Origin of the sequence: Brevundimonas vancanneytii (genome assembly GCF_901421975.1) — a bacterium.
Taxonomy (GTDB): domain Bacteria; phylum Pseudomonadota; class Alphaproteobacteria; order Caulobacterales; family Caulobacteraceae; genus Brevundimonas; species Brevundimonas diminuta.
This window is the reverse complement of the sequence record NZ_LR588407.1, coordinates 418,955-433,393: the sequence shown is the minus strand read 5'-3', so window position 1 is coordinate 433,393 and position 14,439 is coordinate 418,955. Positions and strand designations below refer to the sequence as shown.

The 14,439-nt window shown below is 70.5% G+C and carries 13 protein-coding genes; 8 read left to right on the top strand and 5 right to left on the bottom strand.

Features of this window, described 5'->3' with window-relative positions:
- Positions 1 to 3 precede the first annotated feature (3 nt).
- From carB to FGL25_RS02115, 6 genes are all read left to right on the top strand, one after another.
- Positions 4 to 3,303, top strand: coding sequence for a carbamoyl-phosphate synthase large subunit (gene carB, locus FGL25_RS02140; protein ID WP_138140834.1), 3,300 nt, complete (start codon positions 4 to 6; stop codon positions 3,301 to 3,303).
- A gap of 149 nt (positions 3,304 to 3,452) precedes the next feature.
- Positions 3,453 to 4,769, top strand: a complete 1,317-nt coding sequence (locus tag FGL25_RS02135; protein WP_138140833.1) for an amidohydrolase — start codon at positions 3,453 to 3,455, stop codon at positions 4,767 to 4,769.
- Positions 4,770 to 4,842: 73 nt separating this feature from the next.
- On the top strand, positions 4,843 to 5,058 hold the full coding sequence (locus tag FGL25_RS02130; protein WP_138140832.1) for a cysteine protease: 216 nt from the start codon (positions 4,843 to 4,845) through the stop codon (positions 5,056 to 5,058).
- Positions 5,059 to 5,112: 54 nt separating this feature from the next.
- Complete coding sequence (locus FGL25_RS02125) at positions 5,113 to 5,325, top strand: hypothetical protein (RefSeq protein WP_003166074.1); 213 nt, start codon at positions 5,113 to 5,115, stop codon at positions 5,323 to 5,325.
- A gap of 179 nt (positions 5,326 to 5,504) precedes the next feature.
- Positions 5,505 to 5,978 carry a transcription elongation factor GreA gene (gene greA, locus FGL25_RS02120; RefSeq protein ID WP_003166075.1) on the top strand — a complete coding sequence of 158 codons (474 nt, stop codon included), beginning with the start codon at positions 5,505 to 5,507 and terminating at the stop codon, positions 5,976 to 5,978.
- A 38-nt stretch (positions 5,979 to 6,016) separates the two neighbouring features.
- A complete protein-coding gene (locus FGL25_RS02115) occupies positions 6,017 to 6,997 on the top strand; it encodes a mitochondrial fission ELM1 family protein (RefSeq protein WP_252969966.1) in 981 nt (326 codons plus the stop codon).
- Here the strand turns inward: FGL25_RS02115 and FGL25_RS02110 are convergent.
- Positions 6,994 to 7,272, bottom strand: a complete 279-nt coding sequence (locus FGL25_RS02110; RefSeq protein WP_088491643.1) for a hypothetical protein — start codon at positions 7,270 to 7,272, stop codon at positions 6,994 to 6,996. The genes FGL25_RS02115 and FGL25_RS02110 overlap by 4 nt on opposite strands.
- Before the next feature lie 27 nt (positions 7,273 to 7,299).
- Positions 7,300 to 8,805, bottom strand: a complete 1,506-nt coding sequence (locus FGL25_RS02105) for a TIGR00341 family protein (RefSeq protein WP_167493275.1) — start codon at positions 8,803 to 8,805, stop codon at positions 7,300 to 7,302.
- A gap of 79 nt (positions 8,806 to 8,884) precedes the next feature.
- Between FGL25_RS02105 and trxB the strand changes: the two genes are divergently transcribed.
- Positions 8,885 to 9,904 (top strand): thioredoxin-disulfide reductase, encoded by a 1,020-nt coding sequence (gene trxB / locus FGL25_RS02100; RefSeq protein ID WP_138140829.1) that lies wholly within the window; start codon positions 8,885 to 8,887, stop codon positions 9,902 to 9,904.
- 4 nt (positions 9,905 to 9,908) lie between these two features.
- On the opposite strand, the gene FGL25_RS02095 is transcribed toward trxB, so the two are convergent.
- Both FGL25_RS02095 and FGL25_RS02090 read right to left on the bottom strand, forming a co-directional pair.
- The gene (locus tag FGL25_RS02095; RefSeq protein ID WP_138140828.1) at positions 9,909 to 11,252 is read right to left on the bottom strand and encodes a sensor histidine kinase; all 1,344 of its coding nucleotides are present in this window, start codon (positions 11,250 to 11,252) and stop codon (positions 9,909 to 9,911) included.
- Positions 11,249 to 11,944 carry a response regulator gene (locus FGL25_RS02090; protein WP_138140827.1) on the bottom strand — a complete coding sequence of 232 codons (696 nt, stop codon included), beginning with the start codon at positions 11,942 to 11,944 and terminating at the stop codon, positions 11,249 to 11,251. Before FGL25_RS02090 ends, FGL25_RS02095 begins: the two co-directional genes overlap by 4 nt.
- Positions 11,945 to 12,069: 125 nt before the next feature.
- Here FGL25_RS02090 and FGL25_RS02085 point away from each other — a divergent pair, with 125 nt between their 5' ends.
- Positions 12,070 to 13,116 (top strand): hypothetical protein, encoded by a 1,047-nt coding sequence (locus FGL25_RS02085; protein ID WP_138140826.1) that lies wholly within the window; start codon positions 12,070 to 12,072, stop codon positions 13,114 to 13,116.
- Between the two features lie 17 nt (positions 13,117 to 13,133).
- On the opposite strand, the gene FGL25_RS02080 is transcribed toward FGL25_RS02085, so the two are convergent.
- Positions 13,134 to 14,381 carry a cell wall hydrolase gene (locus tag FGL25_RS02080; RefSeq protein ID WP_252969965.1) on the bottom strand — a complete coding sequence of 416 codons (1,248 nt, stop codon included), beginning with the start codon at positions 14,379 to 14,381 and terminating at the stop codon, positions 13,134 to 13,136.
- Between the last annotated feature and the right edge of the window lie 58 nt (positions 14,382 to 14,439).

Sequence of the window (14,439 nt, the reverse complement as noted above, 5' to 3'; positions counted from 1 at the left end):
CCGATGCCCAAGCGCACAGACATCCAGTCCATCCTGATCATCGGCGCCGGTCCGATCGTCATCGGCCAGGCGTGCGAGTTCGACTATTCCGGCGTTCAGGCCTGTAAGGCGCTGAAGGCCGAGGGCTACCGGGTCATCCTGGTCAACTCGAACCCCGCCACCATCATGACGGACCCCGAGGTGGCCGACGCCACCTATATCGAGCCGATCACCCCCGAGATGGTCGAGAAGATCATCGCCAAGGAGAAGCCGGACGCCCTGCTGCCCACCATGGGCGGCCAGACGGCGCTGAACACGGCGCTGGCCCTGAACGCCTCGGGCGCCCTGGCCCGTCACGGCGTCGAGATGATCGGCGCCAAGGCCGAGGTCATCGACAAGGCCGAGGACCGTCAGAAGTTCCGCGACGCGATGGACAAGCTGGGCCTGGAATCGCCCCGCTCGCGCGCCATCCACCATATCGAGGAAGCCGACGACGCCCTGGCCTTCGTCGGCCTGCCCGCCATCATCCGCCCGTCGTTCACGCTGGCGGGCACCGGCGGCGGCATCGCCTACAACGTCGAGGAATTCCACGAGATCGTGGAGCGCGGCCTCGACCTGTCGCCGACCACCGAAGTGCTGATCGAAGAGTCGGTGCTGGGCTGGAAGGAATATGAGATGGAGGTCGTCCGCGATCATGCGGACAACTGCATCATCATCTGCTCGATCGAGAACATCGACCCGATGGGCGTCCACACCGGCGACAGCATCACCGTCGCCCCGGCCATGACGCTGACGGACAAGGAATACCAGATGATGCGCGCGGCCTCGATCGCCGTGCTGCGCGAGATCGGGGTCGAGACGGGCGGATCGAACGTCCAGTTCGCGGTCAACCCCAAGGACGGCCGTCTGGTCGTCATCGAGATGAACCCGCGCGTGTCGCGCTCCTCGGCGCTGGCGTCCAAGGCCACCGGCTTCCCGATCGCCAAGATCGCCGCCAAGCTGGCCGTCGGCTATACGCTGGACGAGCTGAAGAACGACATCACCATGGTCACCCCGGCCAGCTTCGAGCCGGCCATCGACTATGTCGTCACCAAGATCCCGCGCTTCGCCTTCGAAAAATATCCGGGCTCCGAGCCGTCGCTGACCACGGCGATGAAGTCGGTCGGCGAGGTCATGGCCATCGGCCGCACCTTCCAGGAATCCATGCAGAAGGCCCTGCGCGGGCTGGAGACGGGCCTCAACGGCTTCGACGACATCGAGATCGACGGCGTGGCCGGGGCCGAGGACGACGCCGCGATCAAGGCCGCCGTCATCCGCGCCCTGGGCCTGCCGACGCCGGACCGCATCCGCGTCATCGCCCAGGCCTTCCGCCACGGCCTGACGGTCGAGGAAGTGCAGGCCGCCTGCGCCTATGAGCCGTGGTTCCTGCGCCAGATCGCCGACCTGATCCGCACCGAAGGCCACGTCCGCGTTCAGGGCCTGCCCACGGACGCGACCGATTTCCGCAAGCTGAAGGCCAAGGGCTTCTCCGACGCCCGTCTGGGCGCCCTGACCGGCAAGACCGAGGGCGAGGTCCGCAAGGCCCGCCGCGCGCTGGCCGTGCGCCCGGTGTTCAAGCGCATCGACACCTGCGCCGCCGAGTTCGCCTCGGCCACCGCCTATATGTATTCGACCTATGAGACCGGCGCGTTGGGCCAGATCCCGGCCTGCGAGGCCGAGGTGTCGGACCGCAAGAAGGCCGTCATTCTGGGCGGCGGTCCGAACCGCATCGGTCAGGGCATCGAGTTCGACTACTGCTGCTGCCACGCGGCCTTCGCCTTCGACGACATCGGCGTCGAGAGCATCATGGTCAACTGCAACCCCGAGACCGTCTCGACCGACTACGACACCTCCGACCGCCTGTATTTCGAGCCGCTGACGGCTGAGGACGTGCTGGAGCTGATCGACGTCGAACGCTCCAAGGGCGAACTGCTGGGCGTGGTCGTCCAGTTCGGCGGCCAGACCCCGCTGAAGCTGGCCCACGCCCTGCAAGAGGACGGCGTGCCGATCCTGGGCACCAGCGTCGACAGCATCGACCTGGCCGAGGACCGCGAGCGCTTCCAGCAGATGCTTCAGGCCATCGGCCTGCAACAGCCGCCCAACGCCCTGGCCCGCTCGGCCGAGGAAGCCGCGATCAAGGCCGAGGAGGTCGGCTATCCGGTCGTCCTGCGCCCGTCCTACGTCCTGGGCGGCCGCGGCATGATGATCGTCCACGACCGCGAGGGTCTGGACCGCTACGTCGGCGAGGCCATGCGCGTCTCGGGCGACGATCCCGTCCTGATCGACCACTATCTGAACCGCGCCACCGAGGTGGACGTCGACGCCCTGTGCGACGACGAGACCGTCTTCGTCGCCGGTGTGCTGGAGCACATCGAGGAAGCCGGCGTCCATTCGGGCGACAGCGCCTGCTCCATGCCGCCCTTCTCCCTGCGCCCCGAGACGGTGGCCGAGCTGAAGCGCCAGACCACCGCCATGGCCAAGGCCCTGAAGGTGCGCGGCCTGATGAACGTGCAGTTCGCCATCGAGGAGCCGCACAGCGAGAACCCGCGCATCTTCGTGCTGGAAGTGAACCCGCGCGCCAGCCGCACCGCGCCCTTCGTCGCCAAGACCATCGGCCAGCCGGTCGCCGCCATCGCCGCCAAGGTCATGGCCGGGGTTCCGCTGTCGTCCTTCGGTCTGGTCGACAAGAATCTGGACCACATCGCGGTCAAGGAAGCCGTCTTCCCGTTTGCCCGTTTCGCCGGGGTCGACACCATCCTGGGCCCGGAAATGCGCTCGACCGGCGAGGTCATGGGCCTGGACTGGAAGCGTGAGGGCGAGGCCGATCTGGCCCCCGCCTTCGCCCGCGCCTTCGCCAAGTCCCAGACCGGCGGCGGCACCATCCTGCCGACCGAGGGCACAGCCTTCGTCTCGGTGCGCGACGCCGACAAGCCCTTCATCGTCGAGGCGGTGAAGACCCTGCTGGCGCAGGGCTTCTCGGTCATCGCCACCGGCGGCACCCACAGCTACCTGACCGAACAGGGCCTTGAGGTCGGTCTGGTCAAGAAGGTGCTGGAAGGCCGTCCGAACATCGTCGACGCCATGAAGAACGGCGAGGTCCAGCTGGTCTTCAACACCACGGACGGCAAGCAGGCCCTGGCCGACAGCTTCTCGATCCGCCGCACGGCGCTGATGATGAAGATCCCCTACTACACCACGGCGTCCGGCTCCCTGGCCGCCGCCCAGGCCATCGCCGCCGTCCGCCACGGCGAAATGGATGTCCGCCCGATCCAGTCCTACAACTGAGATCAGGCTTCGACCTGAAGAAAGGCCCCCGGCGATCGCTCGCCGGGGGCCTTTTCGTGCCCCGCCTAGGCGCCGCCATCACCCCTTCCCCGGTTGCCCCATCCCCACCAGCGGCTAAGGTCGTGCGTGACATTGGAGGGGACGCCATCATGAAGAAGACCACGCTCACCGCCATTCTGGCCGCCGTTCTGGCGGCCGGTGCCGCGCCCGCCATCGCCCAGGACGCGGGGCTGAAGGCGGCGGTCAAGGCGGACTATGACGCCAACCTGGCCAGTCTGTTCGACCACTTCCACCGCAACCCCGAACTGTCCGGCCTCGAAGTCCAGACCGCCGCCCGCATGGCGCAGGAGCTGCGCGCCCTGGGCTATGACGTGACCACCGGCGTCGGCGGCACGGGCGTGGTCGCCGTCCTGCGCAACGGCCCTGGACCCACGGTCATGATCCGCGCCGACATGGACGGCCTGCCGGTCGAGGAGAAGTCGGGCCTCGCCAACGCCTCCACCGCCCGCCAGGTCGACAGCGACGGCGTGGAGAAGCCCGTCATGCACGCCTGCGGCCACGACGTTCACATCACCGCCCTGGTCGGCACGGCGCGCCAGATGCAGGCGCGCAAAGCCAACTGGTCCGGCACGCTGGTCCTGATCGCCCAGCCGGCCGAGGAGCGCATCTTCGGCGCCCGCGCCATGGTCGAGGACGGCCTCTACTCCCGCTTCCCCAAGCCGGACTACGCCCTGGCCTTCCACGTCTCGGCCGACACCCCGACCGGCAAGATCGAGGCGCCGCTGGGCATCACCTCCTCCAGCTCGGACAGCGTGGACATCGCCGTCCACGGCGTCGGCACGCACGGCGCCTCGCCGCACATGGGGGTCGATCCCATCCTGGTCGCCTCGCACATCGTGGTGGCGCTGCAATCCCTGCGCAGCCGCGAGACCAATCCTCTGGAGGGCGCCGTGGTCACGGTCGGGGCCATCAAGGGCGGCATCAAGCACAACATCATCTCGGACCGCGTGGACCTGCAGCTGACCGTCCGCGCCGACAGCCCCGAGGTGCGCGCCCAGCTGCTGGACGGCATCGACCGCATCGCCCGCAACACGGCCCTGGCCCTGGGCGTGCCCGACGACAAGCTGCCGACGGTGGTGCGTTCACCCCTTGAGAACACCCCGCCGACCATCAACGACGCCGAGACCGCCGCCCGCGTGCGCGCCGCCCTGACCGCGGGTCTGGGCGACGACGTGCTGATCGACAAGCCGCGCGGCGGCATGGGCGCCGAGGACTTCGCCTATTTCGTCACCCCCGAAAGCGGGGTGAAGGGCGTCTACTTCAGCGTCGGCGGCACCCCGCCCGCACAGGTGGACGACGCCCCCGGCCACCACTCGCCCCTGTTCCGCATCACGCCCGAACCCGCCGTCACCCTGGGCGTCGAAGGCTCGGTCCTGGCCGCCGAGGCCCTGATGCCCAAGCGTTAGGCAAGGGGCGCTGAACCCGGCGGCGCCGCAGCCGTTCCTCAGGCAGGTTCCGCTTCCCGAGGAGACGCCGCCGATGCCCCTGCCCCGCCTTTCCACCCTGCTGGGCGGCCTGCTGCTGTCCCGCCGGGGCCGCAGCATGGCCGCCCGCCACGCGGGCAAGATCGCCCTGGCGACCCTGGCCTGGCGGCTGTGGAAGAGCCGCCGCGCGCCGGTCCAGAGCGCTCAGACGGGCGGAGCAGGCGCCCGCGCGCCGCACCGGCGTCAGCGCTGGAGCGGACGGCGCCGCTGACGGCGCGTCGTCCCGCCCAGGAAACCCGGATCGGCCGACGGCGTTAACATCTTCATGCGTCTGTCCGTTATCCAGGTCATCGCCGCCCTGTTCGCGGCCGTCTGTCTCGTCATCGCCTTCATCGCCGCGGGCGTCGCGGTCGTATCGGGCGTCTTCATGCTTCTGGCCGTCGCCGCCCTGGGCTTCATCGCCTGGAGCGCCCTGCGGCGCGCCTTCAGCAAGGCGCGCGGGCCGTCATCCCCGCCCGCCCCGCCCTCCGGGCCGTAGGGAAACCGCCGAAACACGGCTGCGCGCTTGCGTCGCGCGGCATGGCGCCGTTTCGCCATCTTGAGTTTGGGCGTCGGGCGCCCTAACTTCCTTCCCCGGTCACGCAACGCCCCCGTGGCCGCAGCGGTACCGGAACGTCTCTCACCTGTCTTCGGGCGTAGCAAGAAACTCACGACACAATGGAAAAAGTGCCGATGACGGCCGAGGGATATCGCTCCCTCGACGATCAACTCAAGCAATTGAAGTCGGTGGAACGACCCAGCGTGATCGCCGCCATCGCGGAAGCCCGCGAACATGGCGATCTGTCTGAAAACGCCGAATACCACGCCGCCAAGGAACGCCAGGGCTGGATCGAAGGCTCGATCGCCGAGATCGAGGACAAGCTGTCGCGCGCCCAGGTGATCGACGTGTCCAAGCTTTCGGGCGACCAGGTCAAGTTCGGCGCCACCGTCACCTTCGTGGACGAGGACACCGAGGAAGAAGGCGTCTATCAGATCGTTGGCGAACACGAAGCCGACGTGAAGCTGGGCAAGATCTCCATCGCCTCGCCGATCGCCCGCGCCCTGATCTCGAAAGAGGTCGGCGACGTGGTCGAGGTCAACACGCCCGGCGGCGTGAAGGCCTATGAGATCCTGAAGGTCGAGTGGAAGTAACCTCCGCCGACAGTGAGGCTGAAGGCAGGGCGCGCGGCTTGGCCGCGCGCCCTCTTTCCATCTGGGTCGTGTCCGACGGCCGCACCGGCATCCAGAACCAGGCCTTAGGGCTGGCCGAGGCGGTCGCCCGCCTGACCCCGGCCGAGATCACGGTTCAAACCGTCCGCTGGCGCCCCGCCTTCGACCGCTGGCCGTCGGCGCTGAAGACCCCCGCCATGCTGGCGCCGGGGTCGTTCGATCCGCGCGACGTGACCGAATGGCCCGACCTGTGGATCGCCACCGGCCGCGCCAGCCTGCCGCTGTCGGCGCGCGTGCGCGGCTGGAGCGGCGGCAAGACCTTCATCGTCCAGACCCAGGATCCGCGCTGGCGCAACGACCGCTACGACCTGATCGTCGCCCCCGCCCATGACGGCCTCAGCGACCCCAACGTCCTGTCGATCATCGGCAGCCCCCATCGCATCACCCGTGAAAGACTGGCCGAGGCCGCGCCCGCCTTCGCCGCGCGCATCGCCCCCCTGCCCCATCCGCGCGTAGCGGTGATGGTGGGCGGCGCGTCCGCCGCCTTCGACCTGCCGCCCGCCCACGCCGCCGAACTGGCCGACCGGATCGCCAAGGCCGTATCGGCCGCGAACGGCGCCCTGCTGCTGACCTATTCGCGCCGCACGCCCGAAGCGGCCAAGGCGGCGATGACCGAGCGCCTGTCGGCCCTGCCCGGCTGGATCTGGGACGGTACGGGCGACAATCCCCTGTTCGCCATGCTGGACGGCGCCGACCACATCCTCGTCACCGAGGACAGCGCCAATATGGCGACCGAGGCCGCCTCGACCGGCAAGCCCGTCCACATCCTGCCGATGGTCGCGAAGAAGGCGCCGGGCAAGTTCGCCCGCCTGCACGCCGATCTTCAGGCGCGCGGCGCCGCCCGACCCTTCGACGGGTCGCTGGCGCCCTGGACCTATGAGCCGCTGAACGAGACCGAGCGCGCCGCCCGCGCCGTGCTGGCGGCGACGCGCCGCGCCTAGTCGCCGCCGCCGTCGCCTCCGCCGTCGGAACCGTCGCTGTGGTGGCTGTTCACGCAGGGAACGCCGTCCGTCAGCGGCGCAGCCTCTTCGGTCTTCTTGTCCGCTCGCTTGACGCCGCTCAGCCCCATCAGGGCCACGCCCAGACCCGAACCGATGGCCACGCCCAGCGCCAGCCACATCGCCAGATTGTCGGTCGCCGCGCCGATCCCGGCGCCGATCGCGATGCCCGCGCCGATGCCGACCGGCATCCAGACCGCCTTGTTCACCTGTTTCATCTGGTCCCCCCTCGTTGAAAACCCGAACTAGCCCAGCGACAGCCGGGCCATGTTCTGATCGCCGCGCTGACAGGTCGGCCCGCTCTCGGAACGGATCGACACCCCCGCCGCCGCCAGTTCGGCCAGGAAGACCTGTCCGGCGTCCGGCTGGGCCTCGCGCCCCTCGGCCGCGGGCGCGCCCGGCGCCGGTCGGCACAGGCTCACGGTCGGCGCGGCGCGCCAGCGCGCCAGGGCCCAGACCATGCGCGCGCGCGCCTCGGCGTCGCCCAGGTCCACCGCCTTCGGCTCCTGCACCGGCGGCGTCACCCACACGTCCACCCCGTCGAACCGCGTCCGCAGGGCCGCCTCCAGCGCATAGGCGCTGTCCAGGTCCAGCCCCGCATCGGGCCGCAGCAGGACGATGGCCCGCCGCCCCTCGGCGTCGGTCATCACCGCATCGGTGGCGAAGGGCACGGCCTCGGCCAGGCGGTTGCGCAGGGCCGCAGCCGGATCAGGGGCCGCTGACTGGCTGGTCTGCACGGCGCGCGCCGCCGCCTGCGGATCGGCCACGACGATCTGGTCCAGGGTCGCCGACACCGGCACGTGCAGGGCGCCGGTCAGCCGCTCCTGCAGCCGCGCCTGGGCGTCGGCCACCAGCTTGCGCGTGCTGACCAGAGCCGAGACCGTCACGCCGCGCCCCTCGCTGCGCGCGTCCAGCAGGGTGATGCGCGACTCGGCGCCGGCGAAGATGTCCTCGACCGCCACCCGGGTCTCGGCCGTGGCCCGGCTCTCCAGGGCGATGCTGCGCAGCGACAGGGCCAAGGGCACGGCCAGCAGGACGAACACGACCATGACCGCCACCCCGCGCCAGGGCTTGGGCCGCTCCAGCAGACGCGGCCGGAAGCCGTAGAAGCCCGCCGTCACCGTCGCCGCCAGAGCGATGGCCACCAGGTTGGTCATGAACAGGAAGAAGGCGCCCCCCGCGATCGACAGGTCGCCGGTCCCCAGGCCGAAGCCCACCGTCGCGACCGGCGGCATCAGGGCGGTGGCGATGGCCACGCCGATGATGGTCTCGCCGCGCTGGCGGATCACCGCATAGGCGCCCGCGATCCCGGAGAAGACCGCGATCAGCAGGTCGAAGAAGTTCGGCCGGGTGCGGGCCAGGATCTCTGCCGTCGGCTCCTTCAGCGGCGACAGCAGGGTCAGCAGGATCGCCACGAACAGGGCCAGCCCCACCCCGACGCCCAGCGCCGTCAGCGACTGCTTCAACTCGTTCCAGTCCAGCAGGGCCAGGGAGAAGCCCATGGCCACGATCGGCCCCATCATCGGCGACACCAGCATGGCCCCGATCACCACCGCCGGCGACGACAGCATCAGGCCCAGGGCCGCGATGGCGGCCGAGATCACCGTCATCATCAGATAGCGGCCGCTCAGCCCGCCGTTCTCATAGACGGCGGCGGCCGCCTCGGCGTGATCCACGCCGCGGCGGGCGCCGACCAGCAGACGACGCAGCAGGTTTCGGGTCTGGGCGGCGGCGGGCGTTTCGGCGGTCATCCCCGTTTCATATCCCTCCATGAAGCGTGACGGAACGACAGGCGTCGCGAAATCGGGAATCAGCGCCTAAATAGGAGCCATGACCCAAGCCAAAGCCCCAGCCCGCACCGTCCGCGTCGCCATCATCGGTTCCGGCCCCGCCGGCTGGACCGCCGCCATCTACGCCGCTCGCGCCTCGCTGAACCCGGTGATCATCGCCGGCCTGCAGCCCGGCGGCCAGCTGACCATCACCACGGACGTCGAGAACTATCCCGGCTTCGCCGAGACCATCCAGGGCCCCTGGCTGATGCAGCAGATGCAGGCCCAGGCCGAGCACGTCGGCACGGAGGTCATCCACGACATCGTCACCCAGGCCGACCTGTCCCAGCGTCCCTTCCGCCTGACGCTGGACTCGGGCGCCGAGATCCTGGCCGAGACGGTCATCATCTCCACCGGCGCCCAGGCCAAATGGCTGGGCCTGGACTCCGAGGCTGAGTATCAGGGCTTCGGCGTCTCGGCCTGCGCCACCTGCGACGGCTTCTTCTATCGCGGCAAGCAGGTGGTGGTGGTCGGCGGCGGCAACACCGCCGTCGAGGAAGCCCTGTTCCTGACCAACTTCGCCGAGACCGTCACCGTGGTTCACCGCCGCGACGAGTTCCGCGCCGAGAAGATCCTGCAGGACCGCCTGTTCGCCCATCCCAAGATCAAGGTGATCTGGGACGTGGCTGTCGAGGAGATCGTCGGCGTCGTCGACGGCGTGGCCCGCAACGTCACCGGCGTGCGCCTGAAGAACGTCAAGACCGGCGAGATCAGCGAAATCCCCGCCGACGGCGTCTTCATCGCCATCGGCCACGCCCCCTCGTCCGAACTGTTCAAGGGCCAGCTGGAAACCAATTCCGGCGGCTATCTGCGGGTCAAGCCGGGCACGGCGGCGACCGCCATCGAAGGCGTCTGGGCCGCCGGCGACGTCACCGACGACGTCTATCGCCAGGCCGTCACGGCGGCGGGCATGGGCTGCATGGCCGCCCTCGAAGCCGCCCGCTTCCTCGCCGAGGAAGACCACAAGGCCGCTCAACACCCCATCAGCCACAAGGAAGCCGAGAAGATCGGCGCCTGGTGAGTCCTCAGGCCCCGCCCTGATCCGACAGGGCGGGCGCCGCCCGCGGCAGGCGCACCGTCGCCCGCAGCCCGCCTTCGGGGCGATCGCCCAGGACCACGCCGCCGCCGCTGCGCTCGATGATCGACCGACTGATCGCCAGGCCCAGCCCCGCCCCGCCCGTGGCGCGGCTGCGCGACGCCTCCAGCCTGTGAAAAGGCGAGAACACCGCTTCCAGCTGATCTGGCGGCAGGCCCGGCCCTGAATCGTCGATGATGCAGACGACCGCGCCCTCATCGGACGTCACGGCGACCTCGGCTCGATCGCCATACAGCACCGCATTGTCGATCAGATTGGACAGCGCCCGGTCCAGTTGGTCCCGATCGCCGTTGACCAGATACTCTCCGTCCGCCGACAGCCTCACGTCCCGCCCCATTGCGACCTGCCGCGTCGCCATTTCGCGCGCCAGATCCGCCAGGTCGACAGGCTCGATGGTCCACGGCGCATCCTCGCCCCGCACATAGGTCAGCAGTTGGGCGATCAGCCGCTCCATGCGCGCGATGTCGGCCGCCGCGGCCTCGCGCGGCGCGGCCGCCAGCCCCTCGACCCGCAAACGCAGGCCGGTCAGCGGCGTGCGCAGGTCATGGGCGACGGCGGCCATGATGGCGGTGCGCTCCTTCAACGCCTCGCCCAGACGGTCGCGCATGGCGTCCAGCGCCCGGGCCGCTTCCTGGGCCTCGCGCGGGCCGCCGACGAAGGCCGCCGCACGACGGTCCCCCCGCGTCGCCTCGGCCAGCCGCTGGAAGGGCGCAGTCAACCGTCCGGCGCCCCACAAGGCCAGCGGCATCAGGACAGCGGCGGCGATCAGGAAGGCCAGCGCCATGCGCAGACGCTGCGGCGTCAGCCAAGGCGACGGCGGCGTCGCCACGACCCAGCGCCCGTCCGCCTGACGCGCCGCCGCCTCGAAGGGCGCAAAGCTCATTCCCGGCGACAGGGCCATGCCCGCCAGCAGGGCCTTCAACCTCTCGGACGGCGGTCCTGACGGCGCGGGCGGCCCGCCCGCCGGGGCGCGCTCGGGGTTCAACGGCCGCACCCGCACCTCAGCGTCCAGCAGCACCGCCAGCCCGGCCTGAGCCACCAGGGCCTGCCCCTCGTGCGCCGCCTTGAACGGCGGCGCGGCGACGACGCGGCGCCGCCAGCCGGTCTCCGCGTCTCCCGTCACAGCCGCCTCGGCCTCGGCCAGCGTCACCCGTGCGGGGGGCGGGGCGGGAAAGGCCAGGGCGATGACGAAGGCGACCGTCAGACTCAGCAGGATAGCCGCGACGGTGAAGCCCGCCGCCAAGGTGCGAATGGACAGGCTGCGGATGCTCATCCCCGCACCGGCGTTCGGAAGCGATAGCCCGCCCCGCGCACCGTCTCGATCAACGACGCCTGTCCCGGCCGGTCCAACTTGCGCCGCAGGCGGCTGACCGCCAGATCGACCGCTCGGTCGAAATTCTCGGCCAGCGGTCCGTGGGTGTTCTCCAGAATTTGATCGCGGCTGAGGATGCGCCCCGACGATCGCAGGAAGGTCAGCAGCAGGGCGAACTCGCCCCCTGTCAGCTCGACCGGCGCCCCCGCCGGATCGGTCAGGCGCCGCGCCTCGACCTCCAGCGTCCAGCCCTCGAAAATCAGCGGTCGATCCGTCGCCTCGTCCAGAAGGGTCGGGCGACGCAACACTGCGCGGACGCGGGCCAGGAGCTCGCGCGGCTCGAACGGCTTGGGCAGATAGTCGGCGGCCCCGACCTCCAGCCCGACGATGCGGTCGGTGGTCTCGCCCATGGCGCTCAGCATCAGCACCGGCGCCCGCCCCTGCAGCCGTCGACAGATCGACAGCCCGTCCTCGCCCGGCATCATCACATCCAGAACGACCAGGTCCGGCGCGGCCTCGGCCAGCCGCGCGTCCATCGCCCCGCCGCTGTCGGCGGTCCGCACGGCATAGCCGGCGCCCGACAGATAGTCCTGCAGCGCCGCCCTCAGGCTGGCGTCGTCATCAACGATCAGAATGTCGGCCGTCGCGTCCATGCTCCCCCTTTTCTTCTTCCCCCTTGTATCTCTCGTGTGTCGGAACGCCCTCGGCAAGCGCCCGCAGCCGACATGAAGGCGATACGAACGCCCACGAGCCTGTCTTCCCATCTTCGGAGACGCCCATGCTCGCCCTCGTCCTGCTGCTGACCTCGACCGCTCCCTCCCCGGTCCCCGATCCGATGTGCGCCCGCGCCCTGCGTGCTGCGCCCGATCTCAGTTGCGCGGCGGCGGATCACGGCGTCGCCCTGGCCGCCTCGCCAGCGGAAGCGGAACGGCTCGCGACCTACGCGCGCGCGGGCGAAGCCCGCTTCAGCACCCGCTTCGACCGCGACATCGCCCCCTATGTCGTCGTCTCGACCCCGCCCCAGCCCGACCGGGCCGCGCTGAACGCCGCGGGCTTCTCTCACATCCTGCCCTGGCCCGCGCCACGGGCGTTCGACGAGGCGGCGCGCCGCAGCGTCGAACAAGGCGCGCGCCGTTTCGCCGCCTCCCAGAACATGAGCCCGGCCCAGACCGAGGAAGTCGTCGCCCGCGCCCTGTCCCAGATCCCCGACGCCAAGGCCCAGGCCGCGCTGGACGCAGCCATGGTCCCGCATGAACTGGGCCACCTGTGGTTCACCGCCGCCTTCTGGCCGGAACGGGCCGCGGCGGACGTCGCCCCGCGCCACTACGGCGGCCCCGGCCCCGACTGGCTGGACGAAGCCGCCGCCGTCATTCTGGAAGACGAGCCGACCGCCGCCCAGCGCCGCGACCACTTCGGCGCCCTGATGAAAGGAGAAACGGTCCCCGCCGTCGGTCCCATCGACGGCCGCGCCATACTGCTGGACCTGCCCGGCTTGCTGGCGCGCGAGCATCCCGGTCTGGCGCGCGCCGTCGCGGTCGCGCCCGAGGTAGCGGCCAGCGGCGGCATCGGCGTCAGCTTCACCCCGGCTGGCGCAGGCCCGCGTCCGGCCGCGCTTGAGCGCGTCTTCTACATCCAAACCCGTGTCTTCGCCGACTATCTGATCCACACCTCAGGCCGCCCGGCCATTCTGGCGGTCATCGCCCAGGCGATGGCGGACGGACGCAGCTTCGAAGACTGGCTGGCGTCTGACGGCGCAGCCCATGGCCTGCCTTCGACCCTCTCCGCCCTCAGCGACGGCTGGCGCGACTACGTCTTAGGCGTTTAGGCGATCGCCCGCCCCTCTCACCCCTGCGGCTTGCCGACCTCTTCGACGGCCATCGGCGTAACGCCCGCAGGCGGCGGGGCGGTCACGGTCACGCTGGGGACGGCGCCGCTCTCGAAAGCCTTGAGCCGTTCGTTGATGGCGGCGATCTCGTCCTTTCCTGCCTGACGACGGCCGCCCAGGCTGGCGACGCCCACCACGCGGGTCTGGCCGTCGATCTCGACCGTGCGCAGTTCGCCCGACTTGGCGCCCTCCAGCGCCGCTTCCACGCTGTCGGCGGCCGTGGCCAGCAGAACGCGGGACTGGGCGAAGCGGGCCTCATCGATCGACGGCTCGCGGCCGGAATAGGCGGTGACGAAGGCGGCCGTCTCTCCGGCCGCGCCCTTCCAGCGATAGAAGATGTGCGCCCCGACCTGGGTGATCTTGGCCAGGCTGGGCGACCACCAGGGGTGGACGTAGTCGGCGTGGTAGTGGGTCGCCGTGCCCACGCGCTCGGACACATGGCCGTTCAGGGCGCGGGCCGCGACCCGCTCGGCCCGGTCCCAGGCCCAGCGCACCGGGCCCCGCGCCAGGGAGCCGTCGCAGGTGAAGCTGAACTGGCAGCCCGTGGTCCGCTCGGCGCCCTGATAGACGACGCCGCAGACGCTGGAGGGATAGTTGGGATCGCGCACCCGGTTCAGCACGACCTGGGCCACGCCCTCCTGCCCCTCGGTCGGCTCCAGCGCCGCCTCGTAATAGACCGCCTGGGTCAGACAGCGCAGGGCGCGCTTGCGCGACGCCTCGTCCGCCGGGCGGAACAGGAAGGGCCGCGCGGGCTGAAGCGCGCCCAAGGCGTTGGGCATGGCGGCGTTCAACTGCTGCGCCGCGACGCCGGCCACGCCCTGATCCAAAGAGGGCTTGCCGCCCAGGGTCAGGCTCTCCCAGCCGGGGGTCAGGCCGTAAAGCTCGGGCAGGCCCAGAGCCGGGTCGTGCCGACGCGCGATCGCCAGTTGCCCCGCATCCATCCGCGCCGTCACCGCCGCCAGGCCGTCCGGCCCCAGGTCGCCGCCCGTGGCGCGGGCCACGGCTTCGGCGGTGCGGTCGATGTCGGGGCGCGGGGTCGAACTGGCCGACATGGCCACGCCCATCGCCGCCAGGGTCACGGCCATGGCGGCGGGCGCCGCTGCCACAGCCCGGCGTCCGGTCGTCTTCAGCGGCGTAAGGCGGCCGAGGTTCATGCGATGTCCGTATAGCGGCGTCTGACGGCGCCGGAAATCAGCGATCTGCATGACCGCCCAATCCGGCGCTTTTCAGACGCGAAGATTACCGTTCCGTGAGGCGGAAGCG